The organism is Bordetella sp. (assembly GCF_057362025.1).
On the sequence record NZ_JBMQQZ010000015.1, the window covers coordinates 115,364 to 140,850 of the forward strand.

Below are 25,487 nucleotides of genomic sequence, written 5' to 3' on the forward strand. Positions count from 1 at the left end.
GCGCGCTTCTCGCAAGGGCGTCTACCCACCATGGCCGATCGCAGCCGCCCCCGCGCTCGGCTTTCCTTCCGCCGGTGATCCGGCGCGCTGACCAACGCCCACCATGTCCCCCACCCCCGTCACTTCGGCTGCTCCGCTTTCCGCGGGCAGGGAGCGCACCCTCCTCTGGCTGCTGGCCCTGACCCAGTTCACCATCGTGGTGGACTTCATGGTGATGATGCCGCTGGGCCCGCAGATCATGCAAGCCTTCTCGATCGGCCCGGCCGCCTTCGCGGCGGCCGTCTCTGCCTACTCCTGGTGCGCGGGCATCTCCGGCCTGCTGGCAGCGACCTATATCGACCGCTTCGATCGCCGCAAAATGCTGTTGGCGGTCTATGCCCTGTTCGCGCTGTCGAATCTGATCTGCGCAATGGCCACGAACTACCATGCCCTGCTGCTGTCCAGGGCCTTCGCCGGCCTGACCGGCGGGGTGCTGGGTTCCCTGGTCCTGGCCATTATCGGCGACGTCATACCGCCGCAGCGCCGCGGCACCGCGATGGGCGTGGTGATGACATCGTTCTCGTTGGCGGCAGTGGCCGGCGTGCCGCTGGGCGTAGTGCTGGGCGCGCATTTCGGCTGGAGCTCGCCTTTCTTCGAGCTGGTCCTGCTATCCGCCGCGATCTGGGCGGGCGCCTGGAAGGTGGTGCCATCGCTGCGCGCGCATATCCGCGTGCCCGCGGTGCCGCTGTCGCGCACCATCCCGGAATTGTGGTCCCTGATGCGCGAACCCGCGCATCTGCGCGGCTATGGATTGACCGCCCTCGTGATGGGCGCGCACATGTTGATCGTGCCCTTCATCTCGCCCACCTTCGTGGGCAACCTCGGGGTGCAGCCCGAGGACATCTCGTGGATCTACATGGCCGGCGGCTTCGCGACGTTCTTCAGCTCGCGCACGGTCGGACGGCTGGCCGATCGCTTCGGTACCCGCCGAATCTTCCGCGCGGCAGCCGTGGCCTCGCTGCTGCCGGCGCTGTTCATCACGCATCTGCCTCAGCTGCCCCTGTGGGCCTTGATCGTGTTCTTCCCGTTCTTCCTGGTAACGGCCAATGCCCGCATGATCCCGGTGCAGGCATTGCTGACCACCGTGCCGGAGCCGCGCCGGCGCGGCGCGTTCATGAGCGTGAACTCGGCCGTGCAGCAGATCGCGACCGGCACCGGCGCATGGATCGGCGGCCTGATGCTTACGACCTCGCCCAGCGGCCGCATCTCCGGCTACGGGATCAACGGGTGGGTCTGCTGCGCGTGCATCGTGTTCGCCATGTGGTGGATCGGCAAGGTGCGATCCAATGCCGTCGACGCACAAACCCCGGCTACCCGTGCCGCGGCCGCGGATAGTGTCATCGAGGCATAGTCCGCGGCGTCACGCCGGTGCGTGGCCGTAGGGCGAGCCGGCCCTGCGCGCGTGTATGCCCATCGCCAGCAACAGGATGCCCGAGGCGATGGCATAGATACTGATCATCCATACCAATGCCAGCGCGCCGGCGCCGGGATACACGAGAACGCCCGCGCCGAAGATGATCGACACGATGCCCGCGAGCACCATCAGCCAGGTATGGCGCACGGTATCGCGATAACGGATGGCGACCGCGATATCCAGGATACCGGTGATCAGCGCATTGATGCCCATGATCAGCACCAGCGCCAGCGCCGTGATGGCAGGCCACACGACGGCGATAATGCCGCAGGCAATGGCCACAACCCCAAGAATTGCGATCATCCACAATTCTCCCAGTCCTTTGCCCGCCGTCCGGGCGCGCCACGCGCCCGCCACGGCAGCCGCACCGCTCAGCACCGCATACGCGGCGAACATCGCCACCAGCACCAGCAGCGTCAGTGTCGGCCACATCAGCGCCAGTACGCCGAAAACGATAGCAATCAGGCCTCTTGCGACGAGTACCCACCACGCCTTGCTCATGACACCGTTCATGGTCCTCTCCCGATATCCAGGAATCGCCCCTGGCCGATGCAGGCCCGTCGTGGCCCGCCCTATCGACGCCTGATCCATGCCGGCAACCGCAGCCCGGCCATGGCCCCATTGCGCAGGGAGCGTGCCCAGCCGGAGTTCCGGCCGGCAACGCGCCGCATTCATTCTGCGCACGGATCCGCCGGTCGGGCTTGACCGAGATCAAAAGGCCCCGCGCGCGGGCTGGATATGCTCGATGCGCATGACATCATCCGATCGCGCCGTCCGTACGCAGGCGGGATCGGCGACCCGCGATACGCACGATGAAACGTCCCGGATCGACCGGGGCGTCGTCCTCCTGGAGCCCATCATGGATACCAAACGTCTAGTCGCATTGTCGTTGCTTGTCACCGCGAGCCTGTTCAGCGCCGGCTCGAGCATGGCCGGGGATACGGATGAACCCACGCCACCCGCCGCCGGCTGGCGGCATCCCATGATGGGCTCGGCGCCGCCGATGGGGCGGCCGTTCGCGGGCCAGGGCATGCCGGGCTGCCCATTGGGCGCGGCGGGTCCGATGGGCCCCATGGGCGCGGGAATGATGGGAGGGGGAATGATGGGCGCCATGGGAATGATGGGCCCCATGATGGGAATGGCCGCCCTGCAGCCGGGCAATGAAAAGATCGCCATGCAAATGCACGGCGAAATGATGAAGGCGATGGGAGACATCCTGATGAAATACGCGGACAAGATACAAATACCCGCGCCCCCGGCGCCGTCCGCATCACCCGCGAAATAGCGTCGACGGGATCCGGGCCGCGCTGGGAAGGCGGCCCGGCCAGCGGACACACGCGCGCCCCCACGCGGACCGCTTAGGCAGTTTTGAACATTCCCTTAGAAGATTTGAACTGGACGCTGCCGGCGCCCCTTCCTAGACTTGCCGCACCATAAAAAGCGGCTGGCAGGGAGGAGACGTGCTGAGCAAGGTGCTGGACAATGTCCGCGTATTGGACCTATCGAGGATCCTGGCCGGCCCGTGGTGCACCCAGAATCTGGCAGACCTGGGCGCCGAGGTCATCAAGGTCGAGCGCCCCGGGCAAGGCGACGATACCCGCAAATGGGGACCGCCCTTTCTGGAATCGACGGACGGGGCCGATACCTTCTCCGCCTACTTCACCTGCTGCAACCGCAACAAGCAGTCCATCTGCCTGGATTTCGCCGACGCCGCGGACCGCGCCACGCTGCTGGCCCTGCTGCGCGGCGCCGATGTGCTGGTGGAAAACTACAAGGCCGGCACGCTGGCCCGCTACGGCCTGGACTACGCCAGCCTGAAAGCGGTCAAGCCCGACCTGATCTATCTCTCCATTACCGGCTATGGCCAGGATGGTCCGAAGTCGGCGCGGCCCGGCTACGACTACATATTCCAGGGCATGGGCGGCCTGATGGGCTACACCGGCCGGGCCGACGGCGAGCCCGGCGCCGGGCCGCTGCGCGCCGGGATGCCGGTGGTCGATGTCGCCACCGGCATGTATGCCACCTCGGCGGTCCTCGCGGCGCTGCTGCGCCGGGGCCGCACCGGCGAGGGTGGCCACCTGGACATCGCGCTCCTGGACGTGGCGGTGGCCATCAATGCCAATCAAGGCGCCAACTACCTGGTATCGGGCCGCAATCCGGAACGCACCGGCAATGCCCATCCGAACCTGGCGCCCTATGAGGTTTTCCGCGCCAGCGACGGGCACTTCATCCTGGCCGTCGGCAACGACGAGCAGTTCGGGCGCCTGTGCGAGCTGTGCGGGCGGCCGGAACTGGCCGCGGATCCCCGCTTCGCGCGCAATACGGACCGCGTGCAGAACCTGCCGGCGTTGCGCGCCATCCTGGCCGACATCCTGGCGCTGCGCGAACGCAAGCATTGGACCGACGGACTGGAATCCGCCGGCATCGCCTGGGGTCCGGTAAACAGCATGGAAGAGGTCTTCGCCGACGAACAGGTGCGCCATCGGGGCATGCTGCGGTACGCGCGGCATCCGCGCTTCGGCCCGGTGCCGCTGGTGCGCAACCCCATGCTGGCCGGCGAGATCGACGCGCCGCTACGGCCACCGCCGCTGATGGGCGAACACACCGCCGAAGTCCTGGGTCGGCTGGCGGCCCGCGACGATTCCTGAATTCCCATCCTTCCCCCCAACCATAACGAGGAGACAACCATGCACCACCCCCTGCGCGGTGCCGCCTGCGCGCTGATCCTTACCCTGTGCGCGTCCGCGCCAGCCCTGGCCGCCTACCCCGACCGCACCGTGCAATTGATCGTGCCTTATGCGCCAGGCGGCACCACCGACCTGATGGCGCGCATCGTCGCCCCCAAGCTTGGCGAGGTGCTGGGCCAAACCGTGGTAGTGGTGAACAAACCCGGCGCCGGCGGGGCCCTGGGCAGCGCCTACGCCGCGCGCGAGCCGGCGGACGGCTATACCCTGGTGATGGCGGTCGAAAGCTCGCACGCCGTGAATCCCAACGTGCACAAGAAATCGAGCTACGACCCGGTCAAGGATTTTGCGCCCATCAGCAACCTGGCCAACGTGCTGGGCGTGCTGGACGTCAGCGGCAATTCCGACATCAAGACATTCCAGCAACTGCTGGACACGCTGAAGGCCAAGCCGGGGCGCCTGGCCTTCGGTTCTTCCGGCAGCGGCGGCTACAGCCATCTGTTCGGCGAACTGTTCCTGAGCAGCACGCAGACGAAGATGCTGCACGTTCCGTACAAGGGCCTGGGCCCCGCGCTGGTCGACCTGATGGCCGGACAGGTACAGGTCGTGTTCGACAACCTGCCTTCCTCGGCCGGCTTCATCGCCTCCGGCAAGCTGCGCGCGCTGGCCGTGGCCGCGCCCGAACGCGTGAAAAGCCTGCCCGATGTCCCCACCTACGCCGAACTGGGCTATCCCCAGCTGAACACCCCAAGCTGGTTCGGCCTGGCCGCGCCCAAGGGCACGCCCGAGCCGGTACTCGACACGCTGAACGCCGCCATCGGGAAAGTGCTTTCGGAACCCTCGGTCGTCGCCGCCATCGAGCAGCAGGGCGCGGTGCCCGACTACACCACCCGCGCACAGTTCGCCGCCACGATAGAACGCTCCAACAAGGTGTGGCAGAAGGTCGTGGACGAGATCGGCTTCGAGAAAATGTGATGACGACCTTCCAACATCCCCATGCCGCCGTCGCGGTCGATGCTCAAGGCATCGCAACGCTGCGGATCGCCGACGCCGGCAAGCTCAATATCCTGAGCCGCCGTGTGGTCGACGGACTCATCCTGGCCCTGGAGCACCTGGCCGCGCGCGAAGACGTCAGGGTCGTGGTGCTGTGCGCCGAACAGGACAAGGCCTTCGTGGCGGGCTCCGACATCAAAGAGATGGCGGAGTTCGACCAGGCGGGCGCCATCGCATACATCGACCGGTTGCGTCAGTTGTGCGACGGCGTGCGCCTGTTGCCTATGCCGGTGATTGCCCGCATCCCGGGCTGGTGCCTGGGCGGCGGCATGGAGCTGGCCCTGGCCTGCGACCTGCGCATCGCTTCCGAAGCCGCCCACATGGGCATGCCGGAGGTCAAGGTGGGCGTACCGTCCATCATCCACGCGGCGTTGCTGCCGCGCCTGGTCGGCCAGGCCCGCGCAACATGGATGCTGCTGACCGGCGAAGTCGCCGATGCGCCCGAGGCATTGGCCTGGGGCCTGCTCGACCGTGTGGTACCGTCTTCGGCGCTCGACGCCGAGGTGGCCCGCATTGCGGGTATGCTGGCGGGGCTGGGCCCCCGCGTGCTGGCCCAGCAGAAGCGCCTGTTGCGCGAATGGCAGGACGAACCGCTGGAAACATCCATCCGCAACGGCGTACTGGAGTTCGGCGCGGCGTTCGCCACCGGCGAGCCAGGCCGCTACATGCGCGGCTTCCTGCAGGACAAAGCGCGCGCCAAGGGCGGTTGACCGGTGGACCCGGGGCCTGCCCAACGACGGAATACCCGATGTCCTACGAGCTGAAGGACCTGCGCCTGTTCAAGGCCATCGTCCAGGCCGGCAACCTCTCGGCCGGCGCCGCCGCCATGCACATGACGGCGCCGTCGGCCAGTTACCGCCTGAAGAACCTGGAATACACCGCCGGCAGTCCGCTGTTCTTGCGCACCGCCAAGGGCATGACGCTGACGCAGGCAGGCGAAGCGCTCGCGCGCCATGCCGACATCCTCCTGGCCGATCTGCAGGCGCTGCAGGACGAGGTCGGTGCCTACGCGCGCAATCTGAAGGGTCGGATCCGGCTACTGGCCAACAGCAGCTCGCTCAATAGTTTCATCATCCCCAGTCTGGCGCGCTTTCTCGCGGCCAACGCGCACATCGACGTCGATCTGCGGGAAGCCGACAGCGAGGCCATCGCCGGTGCCATCCGGCGCGGCGACGCCGATATCGGCATCTTCGCCGGAAGCAACACCGCCAGCGACCTGCGTTGCGAGCTGTATGCCCTGGACCGCCTGATATGCATCGCGCCCGCGGACCATCCCCTGGCGTCGCGCGCGCGTGTCCCCTTCGGCGAGGCACTGGCCTACGGCTTCGTCGGCATGGACCAGGCCAGCAGCAATTTTCACTTCCTGCAAGCGCGGGCCGCGCAGGCCGGCCGCGTCCTGAACGTGCGCGTGCATGCGCACGACTTCGCATCGGTGCTCTACCTCGTGCGCGCGGGTGTCGGCTTGGCCCTGGTCCCCGTCAGCGTGGCCGAAGCCGGGCTGCGCGAGGGCAACCTGGCCGGCATCGCCCTGAGCGACGCCTGGGCGTTGCGCGACCTGCATCTGGTCACCCGGCAGGACGCGCCGCCCAACGGCCTGGTGCGCCAATTTGCCGATGTGCTGCTGCACGATCCGCAGGTGGCGGCGACACGCACACGCGAATCCGGCGCGGCGTGGTCCCTGACCGCCTCTTGAACCGCGACTACGGACAACCCGTCCCGCTGCGCGGACTTGCCAGCGGCGTGTCCACGCGCGTATTGCCGGCCATCTGGCGGATCTTCTCGGCCAGCGCCGGCGTGGGGTGCTCGTAGCCGTAGCAATAAGGCGGTGTCGGTACCGATTCCGGACGGTAATCCTCCAGCACCGGTTGCGCATCGCCAAGGTACAGATTGTCCTTCAGGCGCAGGGACGCCTTGAAATCATGCTTGTACCCGTACTGCCCCTTCGATTTTTCGTAGTTGCGGCGATCCGATTCGCCATTGGGTAGCGCGCTGCGCTTGGGCGAGTCCTTGATAAAGCGGCAGTAGTTCACGTTGATACGCTCGACCGTCGGGAAAAAAGGGGGCTCCGTGCACTTGCGATGCGACAGGTTGCTGAACATATTGCCCTCTACCAGGGCGCGGGCCGCCAGGCTGAAACTCATCCCATAGAAATCCCAGTTCTCCAGCAGATTGTTGAACAAATGGAATGTGCCGAACTGAGCCCTCGGATTGCGCTGAACCGTATTCACGAAATAGTTGTGGTGCAGCGTCACCCGTGCGATCGAATCGCGTTCGTAGTTCTGGAAGAGATTCTTCGAGGTAATGTTGTTCAGCAGCATGACCTTGTCGGAGTCGTGAAACTTCGTCCACGAAACCGTGACGTCCGTCGAGCCGTTCTTCACGTTGAGCAGCCGGTCCGCGAATCGGGACAGGTCCAGATGATCGACCCACACGTCCCGGCTGTCATTGGCGACGTTCACGGCTTGCGTCAGCCGGTTCAGGCGTCCATCGATGGTCAGGTGCGTAAGGATGACGTTATGGCTGCCGTACACCCCCAGCCCATCGTCGATCAAGGTGATCTGTTTTCCACGTCCATCGATGGTTACGTCCGACGGAACGCGTAGCTGCTTGTCCAGGACGATCGTCATATCCGATGCGAAACGGATCCACGTGGGGCCCTTGGCATGCGTCAGCGCCGCGCGCAATGTTCCCGGTCCGGCGTCCATATTGGACGTGACCTCGACGAATCGCCCTCCCAGCCCGCCGGTGGCCCGCGCCCCGTAGCCTTCGCGCTGTTGCAGCAGCGACGCGACCATCGGGCAATGCTCGTCGGGGACGCTGCACGATACGCTGGCGGCGGCCGTGCCGCCCCACAACGCCGCAAGGACGAGCAGCCAATGCATCGTAGTGGTCCTGATCATGCCGCCACCCGCGAAGTCAGAAAGCCGATGTACCACGGCAGCGCCTCGTTCATCCCGCGCCGCAGATCCACCAGCGGCTCGTAGCCGATCCCGGCCTGCGCCTTCGACACATCGGCCTGCGAATGCCGCACATCGCCTTCGCGAAACGGCCGGTATTCCGCCGATCGCGCATACTCGAAGCCACGCGCCGCCAGGCCGTCCCGGATGATGGCGAACAGGTCGTTCAGCGTCGTGCGCCCGCCCACCGCAACGTTATAGACCTCGCTGGCGCCCGTCTCCTGGCGCAACGCGGCGCGCAGGTTCGCCTGCACGACGTTCCCGACGAAGCAAAAATCCCGGCTGGTTTCGCCGTCGCCGTTGATCTGGACGGCCTCTGCCTCGATCATCGAGGCAATCCACTTCGGGATAACGGCCGCATAAGCGCCATTGGGATCCTGCCGCGGGCCGAAGACATTGAAGTAACGCAGTCCGGTAGACGCGTAGCCATACGTCCGGGAAAACACATCGGCATAAAGCTCGTCGACCAGCTTGGTAACCGCATAGGGCGACAGCGGCTTGCCGATCCGGTCTTCCCGCTTGGGCAGATTGGGTTCGTCGCCATAGGTGGAGCTGGATGCGGCATAGACGAAGCCCCGGACGGCCGCACGGCGCGCGGCATCGAGCATATTCAGGAAGCCCGAGACATTCACATCGTGCGAAGTCACCGGGTCCTTCACCGAACGCGGCACCGAACCGAGCGCGGCCTGGTGCAGCACGTAATCGACCTGGCCAACGGCCTGCTCGCATGCGGCCATGTCGCGGATATCGGCCTCGTGCAGGGTGAAAGCCGCCCACAGGCGCTCCCCGACGTTCCTGCGGACTTCCTCCAGATTGCGCCGGTGTCCGGTCGAGAAATTATCCAGGCCGTGCACTTCCTGTCCGAGCAGAAGCAGCGTCTCCACGAGATTGGAACCGATAAAGCCCGCGGCCCCGGTCACCAGCCAGCGCCGGCGCCGGGAGAGCATCTCTTCGCGAAGGCCGCGCTGCGTCTCGTCGAGCAGCCACGCGGGGACCGCCGCATCGCTTTCAAAACCTGTTGAGTTCATCGAATCCTTACTCCCTATTGCTGCGCGGAACGATCCGCGGATTTCACGTGGCGCCAGATCCCGCCGCTCATGCGCAGGTTTTCCGGTGGACCGGCCAGATGTTCCCTGAGCCGCTCGAAATAGGCCCGCTGCCATCGTTGCGAGTACGCCTCGGCGTCCTCGCCGGGCTCGGCTGCAGGAAGCATTTCCAGCGTGAACGCAACACGGCCGTTCTCCCAGCGGGGCGCGTAGAACACCGAAGGCACCTTGAGGCGGTGCGCCAGATGCGAAGCGAAACTCGAATACGTCACTTCCTGTCCCTCGAAGGTGGTTCGCGGCGCGGCCGGATTCGCCGCGCCGTCCACCGCCAGGCACAACACATAGCCCGACCCGATCGCGCGCAGGCAGGACTTGGCGACCTGCGCTTCGGTCTGGTCGGCGGTGGAGATCAGGGCTTCGGCATAGCTCGTCTGGGCAATGCGCGGCGCGGTCGCCAGCCAGCGCGACGGGATGCCCGCCAGCTCCAGGGCCATCAGGCCGGCATACATGGGGCCGACGTGCGCGGTGGCTACGACAACACCCCTGCCGGCGGCGAGCAAGGGTTCGAAAAACCGCTCGCCGCTGTCCAGTTCCCCAAGCACCTGCATGGCCTCTTCGGCACGATCCTCGCGACATTCGATCCAGTCGAACAGCAGATGGTCCACCAGATGGCCCCAACGCGCGGCGCGCTCCCATTGCGCGCGGTCGATCCCGGCCTCGCCGCGCAGCGACCACGCCCAGTCCAGGCGCGCCTGGGGAATGGGGGCGGTATCGAGCCGGCCTTCCAGTTGCGCCATGGCTTCGTCGAAGGTGTCTGGCAGCCGCATGTCGCGCTGCGAGACATAGCGCTGGAACAATGCCTCGGCCTCCTGCTGGCGGCCCGCCTGGGACAATGCCGCGATGGCGGAACGCTGCCACAGCGGCTTATCCGGATTTCGTTCGAGCACGTACATCAGCTGGTCGGCGGCCTCGTCGTACTGCAGCGAATAGCGCAGCGCGCGTGCGTAGAGCACCCGCGTCTGCTCCAGCTCCGGCGCCAGATCGATGGCCTGCTTGAGCGGGCCCACCGCGTCCTGGTAGCGGCCGGACCGCAGCAGAGTTTCGCCGTACAAGGACAGCAACCTCACGTCCGAGGGTGCCGCCGTCACCCCGGCCTGGAAATGGGCCACCGCATGGATCTTCCGGTCTTCTTCCGTGCCGCGCCGCAGGTGCGCCAGTCCAAGATAGGTCCTCAAGCCCGGACTATCGTGCCCCGCGGCCAGCGCCGCGTCGCCGAACCGGATCGCCGCCTCCGCCCTGCCATCCTCGAACAAGGCACGCAAGGCCATCGCGGCGACGCGCGCGTTCGGTAGGTTGTCCGCGTTCAGTACGGCTGCCATGCGCGCCGCCTCGGCCGTATCGCCATTGCGGATAAACGCCAGCATCCAGAAGTGGGCATCATCCGGAGACCCCGCCGCCCTATCGCAGGTCGCACGCGCGACCGCCGCGGCATCGGCCACCCGTCCCGCCTGCAGCCGCAGCTGTATGCGCGCGGCGTGCAACGCGGCGGTATCCGGCTCGAGATCGGCGGCGGCGTCCGCCTGCGCGATTGCGCTGTCCCACTGTTCCGTCCGTCCCAGCAGGCTCGCGAGCAGGCGGCGATCCTCGACCTGCGAAGGATCGGCGGCCACAAGCAGTTCGAGCGCCGCGATCGCCGGCTTGAGGGCCCTCTCCCGCACGAACGGCGAGACCAGCAAGCGCCTGACATCGCGCCTGCCATCGGCCGCCCGCACCAGGGCCGGGTCGAGCCCGGACAGTTCGGCCGCGGGATCGGCCGCGGCCCGGATCCTGCCGATGGCCTCGGCCAGCCGTGCAGCGGCGTCGGTCGACGCCTCGCGACCTTCAATCGTCATATCACCCATGACGCATCCCCTTGAGCAAAGCCATGGCGAGGCGCAACACCAGCATCAGCACGAAACCCAGGGCCAGCGCCTCCAGCAGAAGTACCCGCAGCTTGGGGCTGCTGGGGCGGTCCGTCGGAACCGGCTGCGCGATGATCGATAGATACCGCTGCAATCGCAGTGCATCCACCATGGCCTGCTGATACGACTGCTGGGCCAGAGTCAGGTTGGAATCCGCGAAGGCCTGGGCATTGCGCAATGCTTCGTACGACTTCAGCTGCTTCGCCTCTGTATTCCCCTCGCCGCTGAGGCGGCGGCGTACCGCCACGATCCGCTTGCGCAAGGCCGAGACCTGCATCTCCGCGGGCCTTAGCATGGGATGGTTCGGATTGCCCAGGGCACGGATCTTATCGAGGTTGATCTGCGCGTTGCTGAGCTCGCCTTCGAGCTGGCCGGACAGATTCAGCAGCATCGCCACGGTCGCGGTCGGATCGATATTGCCATGGGCCGTTCGCCACGCCGTCAGGGCATCGCGGGCCTGAAGCGCCTTGCGCTCTGCGCGCTTGACGGACTCCTCGCTGACCTTCAACTTGTCGGCGACGCCTTTCTCGTTCAGGCGGCTGACGAAATCCTCTGCCAGGCGGATCAGCGCCTGCGAAAGGATAGCCGCGTCCTGCGGAGAAAACGCGCTGACGCGCAGCACGTCGATTTGCTCCAGCACGTTAAAGGACACTTTCACGGACGACTGATATGCGCGGTACAGATCGTCTTCGCTGGCGGCCGGGGCGAGCCGATTGAACAGGTCCATGCCGTCATGGGCCAGGTAGCGGCGCAGGCCGACGGCCTGATCCAGCTGGCGCATGGCATCGCGCGACTTGAGAAAATCGCTCACGGCCCAGCCGTCCACGAAGCCTCCCAGCATGCCGCCCATATTCCCCGTGGTAAGCAGGCTCGCGGCCCCGCCGCCGCCGGAATCCTGGCCCGAGCCGGATTGCACGAAGAAGCGCGACTCCGCCTCATAGCGAGGCGTCGCGATGCACAACACATAGACCAGGGCAAGCACGACCGGCGCGATAACGATCAGCGCATTGACCCAACGATGGCGCCGCCGCTCGCGTAGTGCCGCCTGCCGTTCACGATGCCGGCGCTCGATCTCGGACCCGCCCTCAGATGCCGAACTGGCCGTCCCCGAAGCCGCCGCTGAAGGCGTCGTCGCCTGCGCTTGCGGAGTCGCTGCGGGATCGTCTGGGCGGGAACTTGCGGATGCACCGGTCGAGGTCGTCGTCGATTCTGAGCGTGCTTCCTTCATAAACTAAGCCTTTGAAGCAATAGTCCGCCAATTGATTCTGGCGATAACTGGAAAATACGAGCGTCCGTCCGACCAGGCGCTCTTCGAAAAGCGCCAGCCAGAGACGGGTGAAGCGGCAGGGCTCGAAGGGCATGGCGCCCTCGATCACATAGACATCGAACGCGGGTACCAGCGCCAGCGCGAACGAGAACTCCTGCCGGATGTAGAGCGGCCAATGTTCCATGGGCCTGGCCAGGCACTTGGGGTCGCTGATCAGGTCCGCGACGAAATCGACGGTGGTGTCCGCGTCCAGCTCGTACATCTCGCTGACGAACTCGATCATGCGCAGCCCGTTCGCCTTGCCGCGAATGAAGCCCTGCCGGCCTATGGCCCAGGAAACGCTGCCGTCGTGCTTGACGAACCCATGGCGCGGCGGTCTCAGCCGGCACAGCACATCGATAATCTGGCGGTGCAGTTCCGGCGCGGGCGAAAGCAGCGCATAGCGCCCCACCGGAATGTCGAGATCGACATTGGAAAGCAGCGATTGGCGGGTTCCGAATGCATAGGGCTCATCAGTCACGCCATTAAGATGGATCATTGCGGTCCCTCACATCGGCTGGACATTGCTGCGAGCCAGGCGTTCGGCCGCCAGGGCAATCACGGCCAGGAAGACCAGCGAGGTCAGGAAATAGGTCAGGCTGGCATCCTGCGACTTGTAGCTGGCGAAATACGCCGAGCGCAGCAACTGCATGCCATGCGCGAACGGCGACCAGAGAATCAAGGACTGCAACTGTTCCGGCAACTGCTCCGACACGAAGAACACCCCTGAAAATATCTGCAGGAATCGCTCGATCACTGGCGCCAGCCGAAGAAAAAAATGCCACGCCGTCGCGATCGCGCCGAACAACACGCCCATGGCGGTTCCGCCCACCCCCATCAACACCACGAAGAGCACGAACCCGGACCAGCTCTCGGGCAGCGTGATGAAACCGAAGGCGCTGCCGGCGCCGATCAAAATGCCGAACACCACCAGGTATACCGAGACATAGATCAGCGCCTGCACCAATGCCCCCATCAGCGGCGTCACCCCCTGGAAGTTCAATAATCCGCGCGCCGACACGTAGCTCGTACTGCTCCTGAAAATGATCTGCCGGAACATGATCCACGTGGTCGCGCCCAGCAGCGAAAACGTCGGCACATCCATACCCAGGATGTAATGCGTTCCCATCAGGAAATACAGCGACGAGATCAGCGTGAGCAATACGACCGGCCCGACCAGGGCCCACAACAGGGCAATCCGGCTTTCGCCGTGCATGACGTGCAGTTGATAGACGAACATCGGCAACAGGGTACGCAAGCGGGGCCGGCCTTCGTCGACGTCGCGCGGACGATACCCTTGATGCAGCACACGCAGGCGTTCGCGCAGGATCGCCAGATCGCCGGCCTCGTCCGGGGAAAGCTCGATCTGCAGCGCGACGTCGTTGCGCGAAGCATGCCGACGCGCCTGCTGCGCCTCTTCCTGCTTGCGCCGCCGCACCCGCCGCCCGTGCGCCGCCCCCAGGCGCTCATCTTCCGCCACCAGCCTGGCCGGCATGTATCCGGGCTCGAACACATCGGCGCCGGCGCGGATATCCAGCTCCAGCAAGCGCACCATAATGCGCAGGCGCCGGCGCGGAAAATCGGCATCGGCTTCGGCCGCGCCGCTGCGCTCGATCTCCTTTTCCAGTTCGGACTGGACAGCCTCGTAGACCGCCCGCCGCGCCGCCACGGTGTCGTGCTTCTCGCCCTGCAGCCTCGCGACCAGCCGCCTGAACACGGCGGCCGGCGAGGTCCTGGGATCGAATAGCGCCGACACATCCAGCCGCCAGGCGGCGACGCCGGAACCTACCGCGTAATTCCGGTCCTGCCGACGCGCGCGCCAGCCCTTGATGCGCTCCTCGTTGCTCATCGACTGCTTACTGAGTCACGTTGGAGTTGCTACTGGACCCGCCGGAATTGCTATCGATCGCCCGCGTGGCGCTGAAGCCGGCGCTCATCGTCACCCGGAATGCCGACAATACCTTCTGTACCTGGGTAAACGGCGCATCCGAAATATAAATGGCCTGCCCCTCGCGCACCGTGAACTGGCCGGCCAGCGCCACCTGTTCCGGCCGCGTCAGGTCGAACTGGTAGACAACCGGCAAGGTATCGGGCGCCCCCTTGCTGCCCGGCTTCGCCGGCGTGAACAGGAACACGGAACGCGGGTCCGCCGTATCGTCGTCCAGGCCCTTGGCATCGCCCAGGGCGTCCAGCACACTGTAGTTGCGCTTGCTGATGGCCACGCGCCCCTGCGTGCCGGCCGCGCCCAGCACCGTCAGGTACTCGCGGGCGTCATGCGCGGTAATGACATCGCCCGCGCGCAGCAGGATGTCGTTATCCTGGTTGCGGTAGATATCCGACAACCGCACCGAAGAAATTGCCGTGCCGCGCCGCAACGTAATGATGAGCTGTTCGGGATTCGTCTGCACCGGCGCGGCAAGCGCCAGCGCGCTGCTCAGCCGCTGGGTAGTCTGGGTAATGGGATACATGCCCGGCTTGGTCAGGTTTCCCTGCACGGTAACCATCTGCCCGCGCGCATCGGCGACACGCGTCACCGTCACGTCCGAGCCCACGATAAGCTTGCTCAGGCGGGCGACGACGGCGTCATGCAGCTGCGCCAGCGTCAAGCCTGCCGCCCGGAACTTGCCGAGCATCGGCAAATAGAGATTCCCGCTCCGGTCTATTTCCTGGTTGCCCAGATCGCTGATACCGGCGGCGTTGGCCGCGAACACTCCCAGCCCATCCCGTTCCCAGACAGTGACGTTGATGCCGTCCCCCGGCACGAGCACGTCGAAGCCCGCGTCGCGCGCGTCACGATAACGCGCCGGAAAATCCATGACGTCGGGCACATTGCTCGCGCGCGCGAGCTCGGGCGACACCGGCACGACCACCACATCCTTGTCGTCGTTCGCCGAGGTCATCTCGCTCAGCATGGGACCGGAACGCGGCAATTGGCATCCTGAAAGTAAAACAGCGGCAAGCAGCGCCATGCCGAGCGCCGCCTTGCCCCGCAGCCCGGAAGCCGGGATTTTTTTCTGCATCGAAACCATAATTTCCGAAATCGCGGGGATAAAGCCGGGCAATCATGCCTCCCTCAAGCGCATCGCCCCGATACCGACACGCTCGTCGCTCCTCGACGCACCCAGGACCGACACGCACAGGCTCAGGAACTTGTCCAGCATCGCGTTCAGCGAAAACAGCTCGCGCGCCCGCTGACGGCTATGCTGTTTCAGCACCTCGTTGCCGCGGGTCAGGTCCACCAGCGACTCGATTTTTTCGCACGCCTCGTTCAGGTCAGGATGCTCGAGATCACTCAGCAAATGGCCGGTCACGTTCTCGACGAAGCATTCGCCCGCGCCGCCGGCCGGCGTAGAGACAACCGGCACACCCTGCAGCTGAGCCTCGATCAGAACATTGGGCAGCCCTTCGTACCGCGAAAGCAGTACCTTGGCATCCATGCGCGAATACCAATAGCCGACGTGGTTCGACAGCCCGACGAAAAGCAGCCGGTCCGTTACCTGCAGCTCCTGGGCCAATGCCGCCATGTTGTCCTGCAGGCGCCCGTCTCCCACGATGAAGAAGCGCGCTTGCGGGCGGCGTTTAAGGTATTGCGCGGCCAGCTTGAGCCAGAGTTGCGGACGTTTGTCCGGCTCCAGGCGGAATACGCCGCCGATCGTCTCGGTGGCATCGGCCGTGCATGCTTCGAAGGCTTTCCACTTCTCTTCGTCCTTGGGCGAAGCACCGGTCGCCAATTCGGGCACACCGTTGTAAAGGATATGAAAGCGCACGATCGGAATACCCAGCCACTTCGCATACTCCTGCGCGGCAGTGCGGCTATTGCTGACGAAGTGCACGCCCGGGATCTGCGCCAGTGCCTGATAGAGCACCGGATACTCTTCCCGGAAGCGATCCTTGCGGATATTCGGCGGCAACCCCCGAAACACCAGATGTATGGTCGGGACGCCCGCCAGCAGCGCCGCCAGGGCGCCGAACAGGCATGTACCGTCCTGCCACAAGCTCACGACATCGAACCGATTGGCGCGCAGCAGCGGGGCAAGACGCGTGACCCCGTAGTGAACGGGCGGCGGCAATTGCTCCAGCAGGCGGGTCAGGCGCGGATCCTCGACCGGCTGGTGAGACGTCGAAATCGCCGGCAGGCCGTTGATCTCGGTCACCGGGATCTGCGCGTCGGCCAGCACCGGCAGGAAGAAATCCAGCCCTTGCTTTTTCGCGGAGCCGGAAGGCTCGGTATGCTGCTTCACCAGCACTTCGACCTTGTCGGGCTTCGCGCACATGAAGGCCGGCGGGCGTTCGGCCGACTTCGCCATGCGATGCAGCTCTCCCGCGAGCCGCGTCAGCTGCCGCTCGGCGCCGCCGGGGCCCAGGCTGCCGGTGACCAGCGCAATGGATACCGTGTTCTCCGGCTCGTTATCTTCTACCTGGCGGCTCTTGAAGTGCAGGATCGCATGCTTCATCGAAACGATCCTGATGTCCGCTCCGGCCAGTTCCTCCGCCGTTTCGAACTCGCGGTAGAACTCGTAGTCGCTCGTCAACGTGCTGGCCAGCTCCGCCGCCTTGCTACCCGGTGCGAGCAGATGCAGCACGGGCTTTATCGTCTCGTAAGCGTCCGCCAGCAACCCGCGTTTGCGCAACCGCTTGGCGAACTCGACCCGCACATTCCGGTCGCCGTGGCGCGCGATCAGGCGACGGAACAAGGCGTCGGACTGCTCATGCGCGCGGATATCGCCCAGCAGTTTCGCTCGCGCCAGCATCAGGTCCGGATTGTCGTCCGACTCCGGAATATGGCGGTCTACCAGGGCCAGGGCATCGTCGACATGCCTGTCCTTGACCAGGCGGGTCGCGCTGTAGCGGACGATCTGCAGGTCGTCCGGGCATTCGCTCAACAGTGTCGACCACTGTTCGAACATGCCCTCGTTCAGGCCGGCGGACTCCTTCAGGCGCAGCAGCAGAAAGCGGACTTTCGGGTCCGCCATGTGATCGCGCGCCAGCGCTTCGGCGCGGGCCAGGTTGCTTTGCGCGACCTGCACCCTGGCCGACGCGGCGACGATTTCTTCCAGCTGGCTTCGAACCGACTGTAGAGGCGACGTATCGTCCGGCGGACCGCTATCCGGCTGAGGACTGGCCGGCGTGCCTTCCTGCCGCTCCGCGATCTCTTCCGCGGGACGGGCGGCACGCCGCCTGGACGGCCGTGCGCGCGCGCTCATGCTGCCTTCCTGCGGTTGAGTTTCTCGATCCAGACCTGGCACCGTTCGATATAGTGGTCGAACTGCTCCGGCTTGTCCGAAAGCTTCTTCAGCGCTTCCCAATAGGGCAAGGCCTGCTCGAACCGGTGCAGGCGCATCGCGCCGACCGCGACCAGGCGCAGGCCGATGGCATCGTCCGGAACCAGCCGCAGGATCTTCTCGCCCAGGGCCAGGCGCTCGCTCGTGCTCGACGGGTCCAGCGCTCGGGCCTCCGCATACAGGACAGCCAGGACGCGCCGCTTCTCGTGGGCGACTTCCGGCATCTCCGGCCAGGACTGGGCGACACGGTCCAGCAGTTTCCAGGCCTCCAGATGTTCGCCACGGGACAGCATCAGCCGCGCGGCACGTATCGAACGCGGTCCAAGCCGGCGCAACTGTCGCTGGGCCTCTTCTTTCGCGCTTTGGTCAGCCGACGCGTTGGCCTGGATGGCGGTGTAGGCATCGATGGCCTCGCCAAACCAGCCGCCGTTGAACGCCACCCTGGCGAAATACAGCTGCGTACTGAATTGGGCGGAGTCGCCGGAAGCCGCCAGCTCGAGATGCCGCATCGCGGTCTTCTTGTCCCCGAGCGCGTCCGCCGCCCGTCCGCGCATGGCGTCCAGTTCGGGGAAATCGATGCGGGCGTCAAGCGCGATATCCGTAAGCTCGATGACCTCTTTATGGTTGCCCGCCCCCAGCGCGCCCCGCACCGCCAGGCGCATCGCGCGCTCGAAGGCCCGCTGCGCCCGCACACCGGCCAAGGCATCCGGGGCAAGCAGGCGGTGTGCGCAAATCCTTTCGGCCGCATCGCGCAGGCGTCCTTCTTCCAGCGCCCGGCCGCCCTCTTCGGCCCATGCCGACGACTGGGCATCGAGCCACGCGCGGATATCCTCTTGATCGGTCTTCAGCAGACCGCACGAAACCGCCAGTGCCGCCGCGGCCACCAGGCAGCCCCGCCACGTCGCTTCCTTCACGAGTTCCAGCGCTTCCAGCTCGGAGAAATCCGGCGACTCCGCCGCCAGGGCACGCAAGCCCGTGCGGTCGCCGGCCATCAGCCGATCGCGCCACAATACGGCGAAGCCCCGGCCATACGATGGCATGGCGGCGCGAACCTCGTTGACCCAGCGAATGACGGCATCCATGTCGCCGCCGGCCTGCAGCATGGAAAGCACCGTATCGGCCGCCTCCAGTGCGTTTGCATCGCCCGGAGAGGAAATCCGGAACAACTGCTTCCACTTGCCCAGCGACTCGTCCACATTGCCGAGCTGCGCCGCCGATGCCGCGACGGTCCGAACGATTTCGGGGGTCTCTATCTCGTCGCCAAGCAGGCCGGCCGCCAGCGAATACGCCACGTCGTAGTGCCCGAGCTTGAAATGATTGCGCATCAGAATCTGCTCGGCCTTGCTGCCGGAGGCAACCGCCCCATCGGCGGTGTCCAGCAGGGCGATCGCGCCCTCGTAGTCGCCCAGCTCGCCCTGCATGCGGGCCATCAGCGTCACATGATCGGGCAGCCCGGGATGCCGGCGAAGAACGTCGCGCACGCGTCGCGATGCCTCGCGCAGATCGCCCGCGTCCCATATCTTTTCGATCCGTTCGACGGCTTCGTCGGCAGCCAGCCTTGTCGCGGCGGGCGCGGGGGCGGGCGTGCTTATCCGCGGGCGGATATAGCTCTTGTACCAATCCGCGCACAGGCGCTCGGCGAAGGCCTCCGTGTAATGCGTCAGGTCCAGACCGCCGTTCTCCAGCGCATCGGCCTGCCCCATCTTGTTCATCAGCGGCGTCGGGTCGTAGCACGGCACCCCGATGCGTTGCGCCCCCGCCTCCACGGCCGAGATCAGTTGCTGTCGCTGTTCGATCGGGACGTTGTCCGGGGTCACGGCATTGACGTGCGTGACGAACACGACCTTGTCCTTGCCCAGCAGCTCCACGACCTGGCCCATTTCGCCTTCTATTTCGTCATCCGCCATATCGCGCTTCAGGATGCGGACCAGCAACTCCCGATCGTCCGCCGGCAGGCTCTTGAACACCGCGTCCTGCTGCAACTGGGCCTGCCTTTCCGCCAGTCTGTCGGCGGTCGCCAGCGACCAGAACATGCGCGCACGCGTGCGGTCGGCGAAGAACTCGCTGAAATAGCGCCCCAGGTAGTTGGACTGGATGGGATAGCCGTCGATGGTCAACAGCTTGCGCGACGACAACTCGATCATGTAAAGATCGGCCGGCTTATGCGTTGCGCGGCGGGCCTGGTCGCCGTTCGATGGCCGGAAAATCAGCCGCTGCACATCGACGGGAATCTCGGCCTGGCCGTACATGAAGCGCGCCTGCTGAAGCGCCTCCGCGCTGGTGTGCACGAAGCCGTAGTTGCGGCCAAGCTGCAGCTTGAGCGGAAAGCGCCCCACGGCGTCACGCAGGGGCGTATGAATGCGGCAGGTACCAATCGGAGCGATCGTAAAAGTAGCCATTCAGGTTCACCTATAGTGGCGGATTGACGACCCGAACTTAAAGAGTCCAGTACAAGAGGTCCGACTGAAGCCGGCTGCTATCGAGCACCGACTTCAGGTCGCACACCATGCCGCCGCTCTTGACCAGTTCGGGCAGGTCGTCCCAGATGGACTCCATGGTCTGGCGATGCGGAACGGCCAGAATCAGCACGTCCATGCCGCGAAAGTCCTTCCGGTTCACAAGCTTGATGCCGTACTCGTGCTCCATCTGGGCCGCATCGACCATGGGATCGCAGGCGACCGGGGTAATGCCATACTCCCCGAGCGCGTTATAGAGATCGACCACTTTGGAATTACGGATGTCGGGAACGTTCTCCTTGAACGTCATCCCCAGGATGCCGACGCGCGTCGATGCATTCAGGCGGCCATTGCGGGCCAACACCTGCACGACGCGCGAGGCGACGTGATTGGCCATGCCGTCATTGATCCGGCGGCCGGACAGGATCACCTCGGGGTGATAGCCCAGCTCCTGTGCCTTGGAGGTCAGGTAGTACGGATCGACCCCGATGCAATGGCCGCCCACCAGGCCCGGCGTAAACCGCAGGAAATTCCATTTGGTTCCGGCCGCGGCCAGGACTTCCGAGGTACGGATGCCGACCAGATCGCAGATCTTCGACATTTCGTTCATCAGGGCGATATTGATGTCGCGCTGCGTGTTCTCCAGGACCTTGGCGGCCTCCGCCACCTTGATGGACGACGCGCGATGGACCCCTGCTTCGATGATTTTCTCGTAGACGCCCGCGATGATTTCCAGCGACTCCGCGTCCTGGCCCGAGACGATCTTGACGATCTTCTCCAGCGGATGATCGCGATCGCCCGGATTGATCCGCTCGGGGCTGTAGCCCAGCTTGAAATCGATGCCGCAGCGCAGGCCGGATGCTTTCTCCAGCTCCGGTCCGCAAATATCCTCGGTTGCCCCCGGGTGCACCGTGGATTCGAAGACGACAATGCTGCCCTGGCGCAGCACCGGTCCTATCGACTGGCAAGCGCGGACGAGCAGCGAAAAATCCGGGTTGCACTTCTCGTCGACCGGGGTCGGGACGGCCACGACAAAGAAATCGCAGCCCGCCAGATCCTGCACGTCGTCCGTCAGTTTCAAAGAGGAATCCAGCAGCACGTGGCGCTCGACCTCGCCCGTCCAGTCGTCGGCGTCCTTCAGCCGCGCGATCCGCCGTTCATCCACGTCGAATCCGAGGACATCGAAGCGCCTGGCAAGCGCCACGGCAACCGGCAGGCCCACGTACCCAAGGCCACACACTGCGATTTTCTTTACCACTGCTACCTCACTCTTTGTCGTCGTTTCGCGGACACTCGAAGTCGCCACCCGTGGCCGGAACAAGGCCCGAGGGACCTCCTGGCGCGGGCGCGTCGTTAAAAAATATTTACAAATCCCTGGAAGCCCGGTTGAACAATTTCGGCTTCGAGAACTTCGGCTGGCGAATCCTGACGCAATGAACAGCAATCTTTCTTTCTAAATATTTGTATTGCTGTTGAAGTACATCAGCTTCGGCACGGGGAGGCGCGATAACCGGTCAATAAATTACATTCGATACACGGCGCGCAACAAAACTGCGACGGAAGATATTTTTAATTGTTTTAAAGAGTGTCGCTTCGAGTGATTTAACTGGAACGTAAAGAAATAAGCGGGCATCTCGAAATCGTCTGCGCGCGATGTCGCGCAACCCTGCCCCCGCCCCAGCGGCGTGCATCCAGGGAAAGGCCTACCGTCCCGCGCAGACAGGCACCGTCCGCGAGCGGGGCGATAAACCCTGAACCGGCACACCCGCATTCAAACGAGAATGGCGACCGGCCAGCGAGGCAAACGAAAACGGACGCGGGTTTCCATCATTTTTTTATTTTGATAGGCGGATTTGCGGGCTATACAAGAAGCCGCGCCAGCCCCGAAACCAACCGGGACGACAGCGGACCCTGCAATGTCGGGATATCGGTCCGACCGGAGTCGGCCAAGGAAATCAGGCCTGAAAAACGGATCGGCGCCCCCGCGCCCGCATCCTGAGATACGCGTTCAGCCCCGGATCCGTGGCATGGACGTAGCACCCCTTCATGCCGCGCGTCATCAGTGTGCGATACGTATTCTTGATGATCCTGTCGGCCAGCCGCGCGGCTTCCGCCGGATTTTCCCGGGACATTTTCACGAAACCTTTCATGGTCTTGTCGTGCCTGTCGCGGGCCTTGGGCACCGACTTCAGCGCGCCATCGACCATGATCAGGTCGGGCCCGATAATGACGCCGACGTAGTCAAGCTCCAGCCCCTGGCAGGTGTGAATGCATCCGACCTGGTGCACGGAATCCGGCGCGACGATCCAAAGACTGCCGTCCTGATCCAAATTCCACTGGCGCTCGTAATCGCCGATGACCACATCGGTCACGCCGGGGTTCTTCTTGCTGTTCCAGGGCCAGCAGTAGCCTGCAACCACGCGTGCGCGGTTATTCGAGTTCTTCGCCTCGATCTCCGCATGCATTTCCGCCGGGTCGTCGAACACCCGGAAGTCGAACGGAATGCCGTCCAGCGTCTGGTTCGCCGTCGCACGTATCTGCAACACGTCGTCCACCCACGCAAGGTATCCGTCAGAGCCCGCGCATCGGAACTGCGACGCCAGTGCATATTCCTCGACTTGCGCGCCGCGGATGGCGGCGAACTCCCGGATGATTTCCTTCGAGCCCACATCCTTCAGCGTCACCCGCTGGTCTTCGTCGATGAAGAAAATGCTGCATCTGGCGGCCTCTATCAACTCCTTCACCTGGTGCGTACCGAGGTTGCCGTAGAAGCCGCTCTTCTCTGTCAACCGGTGCGCTTCGTCCACCACCAGCACATCGAAGGTATCCCGTGGGGTTTCGGTGAAGGCGCCCGATCCCCCGAACAGATTCACGAGATGCGCGTTATCCGGTGTCTGGATCAGCTTGTCGCTGTAGACCGCGCGGGGTGCGGCGTTCTTCGAGATGTATTTGACCGTCAGGCCCTCGCGCAATGCCGCGAGCAGGTTCACCGCGACCACCGACTTTCCGGTTCCCGGCCCGCCCTCGACGATGACGACGCGCGGCTGGCCCGATGCGCGAGCTTGCCGGCACGCAGCCTTGGCTGCCTCGAACACTTCCTTCTGGTCGTCGATCAGCGCAAACTCGCTGTTGCCTTTCAGCAGCTTCACGACCACGTCGGCAAGCGTCTTCGAAGGCCTGAGCCGTCCGTTCTCCAGGTCGAACAGCACCTGCCGCCCACGGCCGTGCCGGATGTGCTGCTTGATGAAGTCACGCAACCGCCTTCTGTCGTCATCCCCCTTCAGGAACAACGGCGCGCGCTCGATGTAGGGCCGGTAGCGCGGCGCGTCGATCACGCCATCGGCGGTGTAGTTGTGGAGGTAAGCGCAGGGCCGCAGTTGCAGGCCGCCATCGTAGACCGCCTCATTGAAGCCTTCGAGGAAGGCCGTGTACGACCATGCCTGATAGCTCGGGTGGACCCTAGGCTGATCGGATCTACCGCTGCCGCGCAACAGAACGATCGCATCGCGATCGGTGGCCTGGACAGACGACCACTGCTTGAGCTCGATCACGACCAGGCGGCGCGAGCCATCGTCGGCATGGCCCGCAAGGATCACGTCGATGCGCTTGGTGGTCTGCGGCAAAATGAACTCGACCGCCACGCCGACATCGTCCGCGATATCCTGGTCGCGCAACACGCGCGCGACATAGTCCAGCGACTCGCGCCACGACCGGATCTCCGCCCTGGCCACCCTGCGATTCGTTGCCGCCTGGTACTTCGCGTGGATGACGTCTTCGATATCGCGGTCGTCGTAGTCGAGCAAAAATTCCTTTTTGTCGGCCTGGTAGACGATCATGACTTCGGCAACTGATCGTATTTGGTGCTGACCCCGCGCGATGCCTCGACCGGGTACTTGGCGGCGTTGGCGGCGAGCTTGCTGGTCATCGCGGCGTTCAGGTCGACGCCCAGCACATCGGCGAGCCGGATCAGGTACAGGGCCACGTCGGCGATTTCGTCACGCACCGCCTCGGCAGTGCGCGGGGCAGACGCCGCGTTGTACGAATCGGCCTCGGTCATCCATTGGAAGATTTCCGTCAGCTCGCCGACCTCGCCCGAGAGCGCCATGACCAGGTTCTTGGGTGAATGAAACTGCTGCCAATCCCGATCCCTGGCAAACTGCCTTAGCGCCTGCACCGCACCATCCGCATCGATCAGACTCTTTCCCACCTTTGCGCCCTCCATTTACGACGAATTGTATCGCCGTGACGCGGGACGCCGCGCGGGGCGTCTCTGGGCGGACAGGTAACCCGCCGGGAGGCGCGGCCTTGCATCGGCGACAGGCGACCCGCTATCGCGCGGCTCCCCGCAACTGCGCGATAAGCGAGCGCGCGGCCGCCGGTCCCTCCCCGCTCAACTGAGCCGCCAGAATGCGCGCCGGCTCCGCGTCGCGCAACGGCAGAAAGACCAAAGGTTCGCCGCGCATGCGCGACAGGGACTTGGGCACGATGGCGGCCCCCATGCCCACCTCCACCAGCGTCAGCAAGGTCGGAATCACGCTTTCGCGGACGATGATCGGATGCGCGCCGACGCGGCTGAACATCCGGTCCAGCAGTTGCCGGAAGTACGGCGAAGCAAGCGGCGAGTACCCGACCAATGGCAAGGTACACGCCTGCGCCAGGCCGATGCGCCGGCGTGCCGCCCAGGGATGATCCTGCCGCAACACCAGCATCATCGGCTCGCACAGGATTTCGACGGTTTCGATGTCTTCACCCAAAGGCATGGGACGCATAAGGGCCAGATCGATCTGGCGGCCTCGCAGCATGGCCTCCATCTGGTTGGAGTTTCCCTCGAACAAATCCAGCTCCACATCGGGGTGCGCGCTGCGATAGCGATAAAGCGTCTCGGCCAGCGGCGAATAGGCCACCGTGGGCGCGAGCCCCACTCTTAGCGGTCCGCCCTCGCCCAGCGCAGCCCGCCGCGCGGCGCGCAGCATCGATGCCGTGCGTTCAGCCAGATCGTCCGCATGGCGCGCCATCACCGCGCCGGCCGGAGTCAGCCGCACAGTACGCGTGGTCCGCTCGAACAAGGGAGCGCCGACGATGTTCTCCAGCCGCTTTATCTGTTGGCTGAAAGGCGGCTGGCTCATGAACACGCGCGCCGCCGCCCGCCCGAAATGCAATTCCTGCGCGGCCGCCGAGAAGCACGCCAGCATGCGCGCGTCGAGAAATTTTATGTCGCTTTTCATTGTTAATTATGTTCGATTATGAATTAGACGATAAGCAATCGTCTATTTAACATGCAGCACGCTT

Annotated in this window: 20 protein-coding genes; 6 read left to right on the forward strand and 14 right to left on the reverse strand. The window is 64.8% G+C overall.

Annotated elements, in window-relative coordinates:
• Nucleotides 1-103: 103 nt before the first annotated feature.
• Entirely contained in the window at nt 104-1,390 is a 1,287-nt protein-coding gene (locus ACO1P8_RS05110) for an MFS transporter (protein ID WP_486294824.1), read from the forward strand.
• A gap of 9 nt (nt 1,391-1,399) precedes the next feature.
• Here the strand turns inward: ACO1P8_RS05110 and ACO1P8_RS05115 are convergent, their stop codons facing one another.
• A complete protein-coding gene (locus ACO1P8_RS05115; protein ID WP_486294825.1) occupies nt 1,400-1,966 on the reverse strand; it encodes an HdeD family acid-resistance protein in 567 nt (188 codons plus the stop codon).
• Nucleotides 1,967-2,312: 346 nt separating this feature from the next.
• Here ACO1P8_RS05115 and ACO1P8_RS05120 point away from each other — a divergent pair, with 346 nt between their 5' ends.
• From ACO1P8_RS05120 to ACO1P8_RS05140, 5 genes are all read left to right on the forward strand, one after another.
• Entirely contained in the window at nt 2,313-2,738 is a 426-nt protein-coding gene (locus ACO1P8_RS05120; RefSeq protein ID WP_486294826.1) for a hypothetical protein, read from the forward strand.
• 175 nt (nt 2,739-2,913) lie between these two features.
• Complete coding sequence (locus ACO1P8_RS05125; protein ID WP_486294827.1) at nt 2,914-4,101, forward strand: CaiB/BaiF CoA transferase family protein; 1,188 nt, start codon at nt 2,914-2,916, stop codon at nt 4,099-4,101.
• Between the two features lie 39 nt (nt 4,102-4,140).
• On the forward strand, nt 4,141-5,112 hold the full coding sequence (locus tag ACO1P8_RS05130) for a Bug family tripartite tricarboxylate transporter substrate binding protein (RefSeq protein WP_486294828.1): 972 nt from the start codon (nt 4,141-4,143) through the stop codon (nt 5,110-5,112).
• Nucleotides 5,112-5,900, forward strand: a complete 789-nt coding sequence (locus tag ACO1P8_RS05135) for an enoyl-CoA hydratase (protein WP_486294829.1) — start codon at nt 5,112-5,114, stop codon at nt 5,898-5,900. Before ACO1P8_RS05130 ends, ACO1P8_RS05135 begins: the two co-directional genes overlap by 1 nt.
• 38 nt (nt 5,901-5,938) lie before the next feature.
• Complete coding sequence (locus ACO1P8_RS05140; protein WP_486294830.1) at nt 5,939-6,883, forward strand: LysR family transcriptional regulator; 945 nt, start codon at nt 5,939-5,941, stop codon at nt 6,881-6,883.
• A gap of 7 nt (nt 6,884-6,890) precedes the next feature.
• On the opposite strand, the gene ACO1P8_RS05145 is transcribed toward ACO1P8_RS05140, so the two are convergent.
• The 13 genes from ACO1P8_RS05145 to ACO1P8_RS05205 form a co-directional block, all read right to left on the reverse strand.
• A complete protein-coding gene (locus ACO1P8_RS05145; RefSeq protein ID WP_486294831.1) occupies nt 6,891-8,090 on the reverse strand; it encodes a pectate lyase family protein in 1,200 nt (399 codons plus the stop codon).
• Nucleotides 8,087-9,094, reverse strand: a complete 1,008-nt coding sequence (locus ACO1P8_RS05150) for an SDR family oxidoreductase (protein WP_486294913.1) — start codon at nt 9,092-9,094, stop codon at nt 8,087-8,089. The genes ACO1P8_RS05145 and ACO1P8_RS05150 overlap by 4 nt, the downstream gene beginning before the upstream one ends.
• A 95-nt stretch (nt 9,095-9,189) precedes the next feature.
• Complete coding sequence (locus ACO1P8_RS05155; protein ID WP_486294832.1) at nt 9,190-11,094, reverse strand: tetratricopeptide repeat protein; 1,905 nt, start codon at nt 11,092-11,094, stop codon at nt 9,190-9,192.
• Nucleotides 11,087-12,136, reverse strand: coding sequence for a KpsE/RkpR family capsule polysaccharide export protein (locus ACO1P8_RS05160; RefSeq protein WP_486294833.1), 1,050 nt, complete (start codon nt 12,134-12,136; stop codon nt 11,087-11,089). The genes ACO1P8_RS05155 and ACO1P8_RS05160 overlap by 8 nt, the downstream gene beginning before the upstream one ends.
• Before the next feature lie 103 nt (nt 12,137-12,239).
• Nucleotides 12,240-12,959 (reverse strand): ATPase, encoded by a 720-nt coding sequence (locus ACO1P8_RS05165; RefSeq protein WP_486294834.1) that lies wholly within the window; start codon nt 12,957-12,959, stop codon nt 12,240-12,242.
• A gap of 9 nt (nt 12,960-12,968) precedes the next feature.
• Entirely contained in the window at nt 12,969-14,309 is a 1,341-nt protein-coding gene (locus ACO1P8_RS05170; protein ID WP_486294835.1) for an ABC transporter permease, read from the reverse strand.
• Nucleotides 14,310-14,316: 7 nt separating this feature from the next.
• On the reverse strand, nt 14,317-15,390 hold the full coding sequence (locus ACO1P8_RS05175) for a polysaccharide biosynthesis/export family protein (RefSeq protein ID WP_486294836.1): 1,074 nt from the start codon (nt 15,388-15,390) through the stop codon (nt 14,317-14,319).
• Nucleotides 15,391-15,522: 132 nt separating this feature from the next.
• Nucleotides 15,523-17,664 carry a glycosyltransferase gene (locus ACO1P8_RS05180; protein ID WP_486294837.1) on the reverse strand — a complete coding sequence of 714 codons (2,142 nt, stop codon included), beginning with the start codon at nt 17,662-17,664 and terminating at the stop codon, nt 15,523-15,525.
• Entirely contained in the window at nt 17,661-20,141 is a 2,481-nt protein-coding gene (locus ACO1P8_RS05185; protein ID WP_486294838.1) for a hypothetical protein, read from the reverse strand. Before ACO1P8_RS05185 ends, ACO1P8_RS05180 begins: the two co-directional genes overlap by 4 nt.
• Nucleotides 20,142-20,178: 37 nt before the next feature.
• Nucleotides 20,179-21,438, reverse strand: coding sequence for a nucleotide sugar dehydrogenase (locus ACO1P8_RS05190; RefSeq protein WP_486294839.1), 1,260 nt, complete (start codon nt 21,436-21,438; stop codon nt 20,179-20,181).
• Nucleotides 21,439-22,153: 715 nt separating this feature from the next.
• The gene (locus ACO1P8_RS05195; RefSeq protein ID WP_486294840.1) at nt 22,154-24,034 is read right to left on the reverse strand and encodes a DNA/RNA helicase domain-containing protein; all 1,881 of its coding nucleotides are present in this window, start codon (nt 24,032-24,034) and stop codon (nt 22,154-22,156) included.
• Nucleotides 24,031-24,405 (reverse strand): nucleotide pyrophosphohydrolase, encoded by a 375-nt coding sequence (locus ACO1P8_RS05200; RefSeq protein WP_486294841.1) that lies wholly within the window; start codon nt 24,403-24,405, stop codon nt 24,031-24,033. Before ACO1P8_RS05200 ends, ACO1P8_RS05195 begins: the two co-directional genes overlap by 4 nt.
• Before the next feature lie 121 nt (nt 24,406-24,526).
• Nucleotides 24,527-25,423 carry a LysR family transcriptional regulator gene (locus ACO1P8_RS05205; protein WP_486294842.1) on the reverse strand — a complete coding sequence of 299 codons (897 nt, stop codon included), beginning with the start codon at nt 25,421-25,423 and terminating at the stop codon, nt 24,527-24,529.
• Nucleotides 25,424-25,487 lie beyond the last annotated feature (64 nt).

Excerpts from the sequence above, each read along its gene's own strand:
- ACO1P8_RS05110 (WP_486294824.1), top strand. The coding sequence starts at position 104 with ATGTCCCCCACCCCCGTCACTTCGGCTGCTCCGCTTTCCGCGGGCAGG.
- ACO1P8_RS05115 (WP_486294825.1), bottom strand. The coding sequence starts at position 1,966 with ATGAACGGTGTCATGAGCAAGGCGTGGTGGGTACTCGTCGCAAGAGGC.
- ACO1P8_RS05120 (WP_486294826.1), top strand. The coding sequence starts at position 2,313 with ATGGATACCAAACGTCTAGTCGCATTGTCGTTGCTTGTCACCGCGAGC.
- ACO1P8_RS05130 (WP_486294828.1), top strand. The coding sequence starts at position 4,141 with ATGCACCACCCCCTGCGCGGTGCCGCCTGCGCGCTGATCCTTACCCTG.
- ACO1P8_RS05135 (WP_486294829.1), top strand. The coding sequence starts at position 5,112 with ATGACGACCTTCCAACATCCCCATGCCGCCGTCGCGGTCGATGCTCAA.
- ACO1P8_RS05140 (WP_486294830.1), top strand. The coding sequence starts at position 5,939 with ATGTCCTACGAGCTGAAGGACCTGCGCCTGTTCAAGGCCATCGTCCAG.
- ACO1P8_RS05145 (WP_486294831.1), bottom strand. The coding sequence starts at position 8,090 with ATGATCAGGACCACTACGATGCATTGGCTGCTCGTCCTTGCGGCGTTG.
- ACO1P8_RS05150 (WP_486294913.1), bottom strand. The coding sequence starts at position 9,094 with ATGCTCTCCCGGCGCCGGCGCTGGCTGGTGACCGGGGCCGCGGGCTTT.
- ACO1P8_RS05155 (WP_486294832.1), bottom strand. The coding sequence starts at position 11,094 with ATGGGTGATATGACGATTGAAGGTCGCGAGGCGTCGACCGACGCCGCT.
- ACO1P8_RS05165 (WP_486294834.1), bottom strand. The coding sequence starts at position 12,959 with ATGATCCATCTTAATGGCGTGACTGATGAGCCCTATGCATTCGGAACC.
- ACO1P8_RS05170 (WP_486294835.1), bottom strand. The coding sequence starts at position 14,309 with ATGAGCAACGAGGAGCGCATCAAGGGCTGGCGCGCGCGTCGGCAGGAC.
- ACO1P8_RS05180 (WP_486294837.1), bottom strand. The coding sequence starts at position 17,664 with ATGAGCGCGCGCGCACGGCCGTCCAGGCGGCGTGCCGCCCGTCCCGCG.
- ACO1P8_RS05185 (WP_486294838.1), bottom strand. The coding sequence starts at position 20,141 with ATGGCTACTTTTACGATCGCTCCGATTGGTACCTGCCGCATTCATACG.
- ACO1P8_RS05195 (WP_486294840.1), bottom strand. The coding sequence starts at position 24,034 with ATGATCGTCTACCAGGCCGACAAAAAGGAATTTTTGCTCGACTACGAC.
- ACO1P8_RS05205 (WP_486294842.1), bottom strand. The coding sequence starts at position 25,423 with ATGAAAAGCGACATAAAATTTCTCGACGCGCGCATGCTGGCGTGCTTC.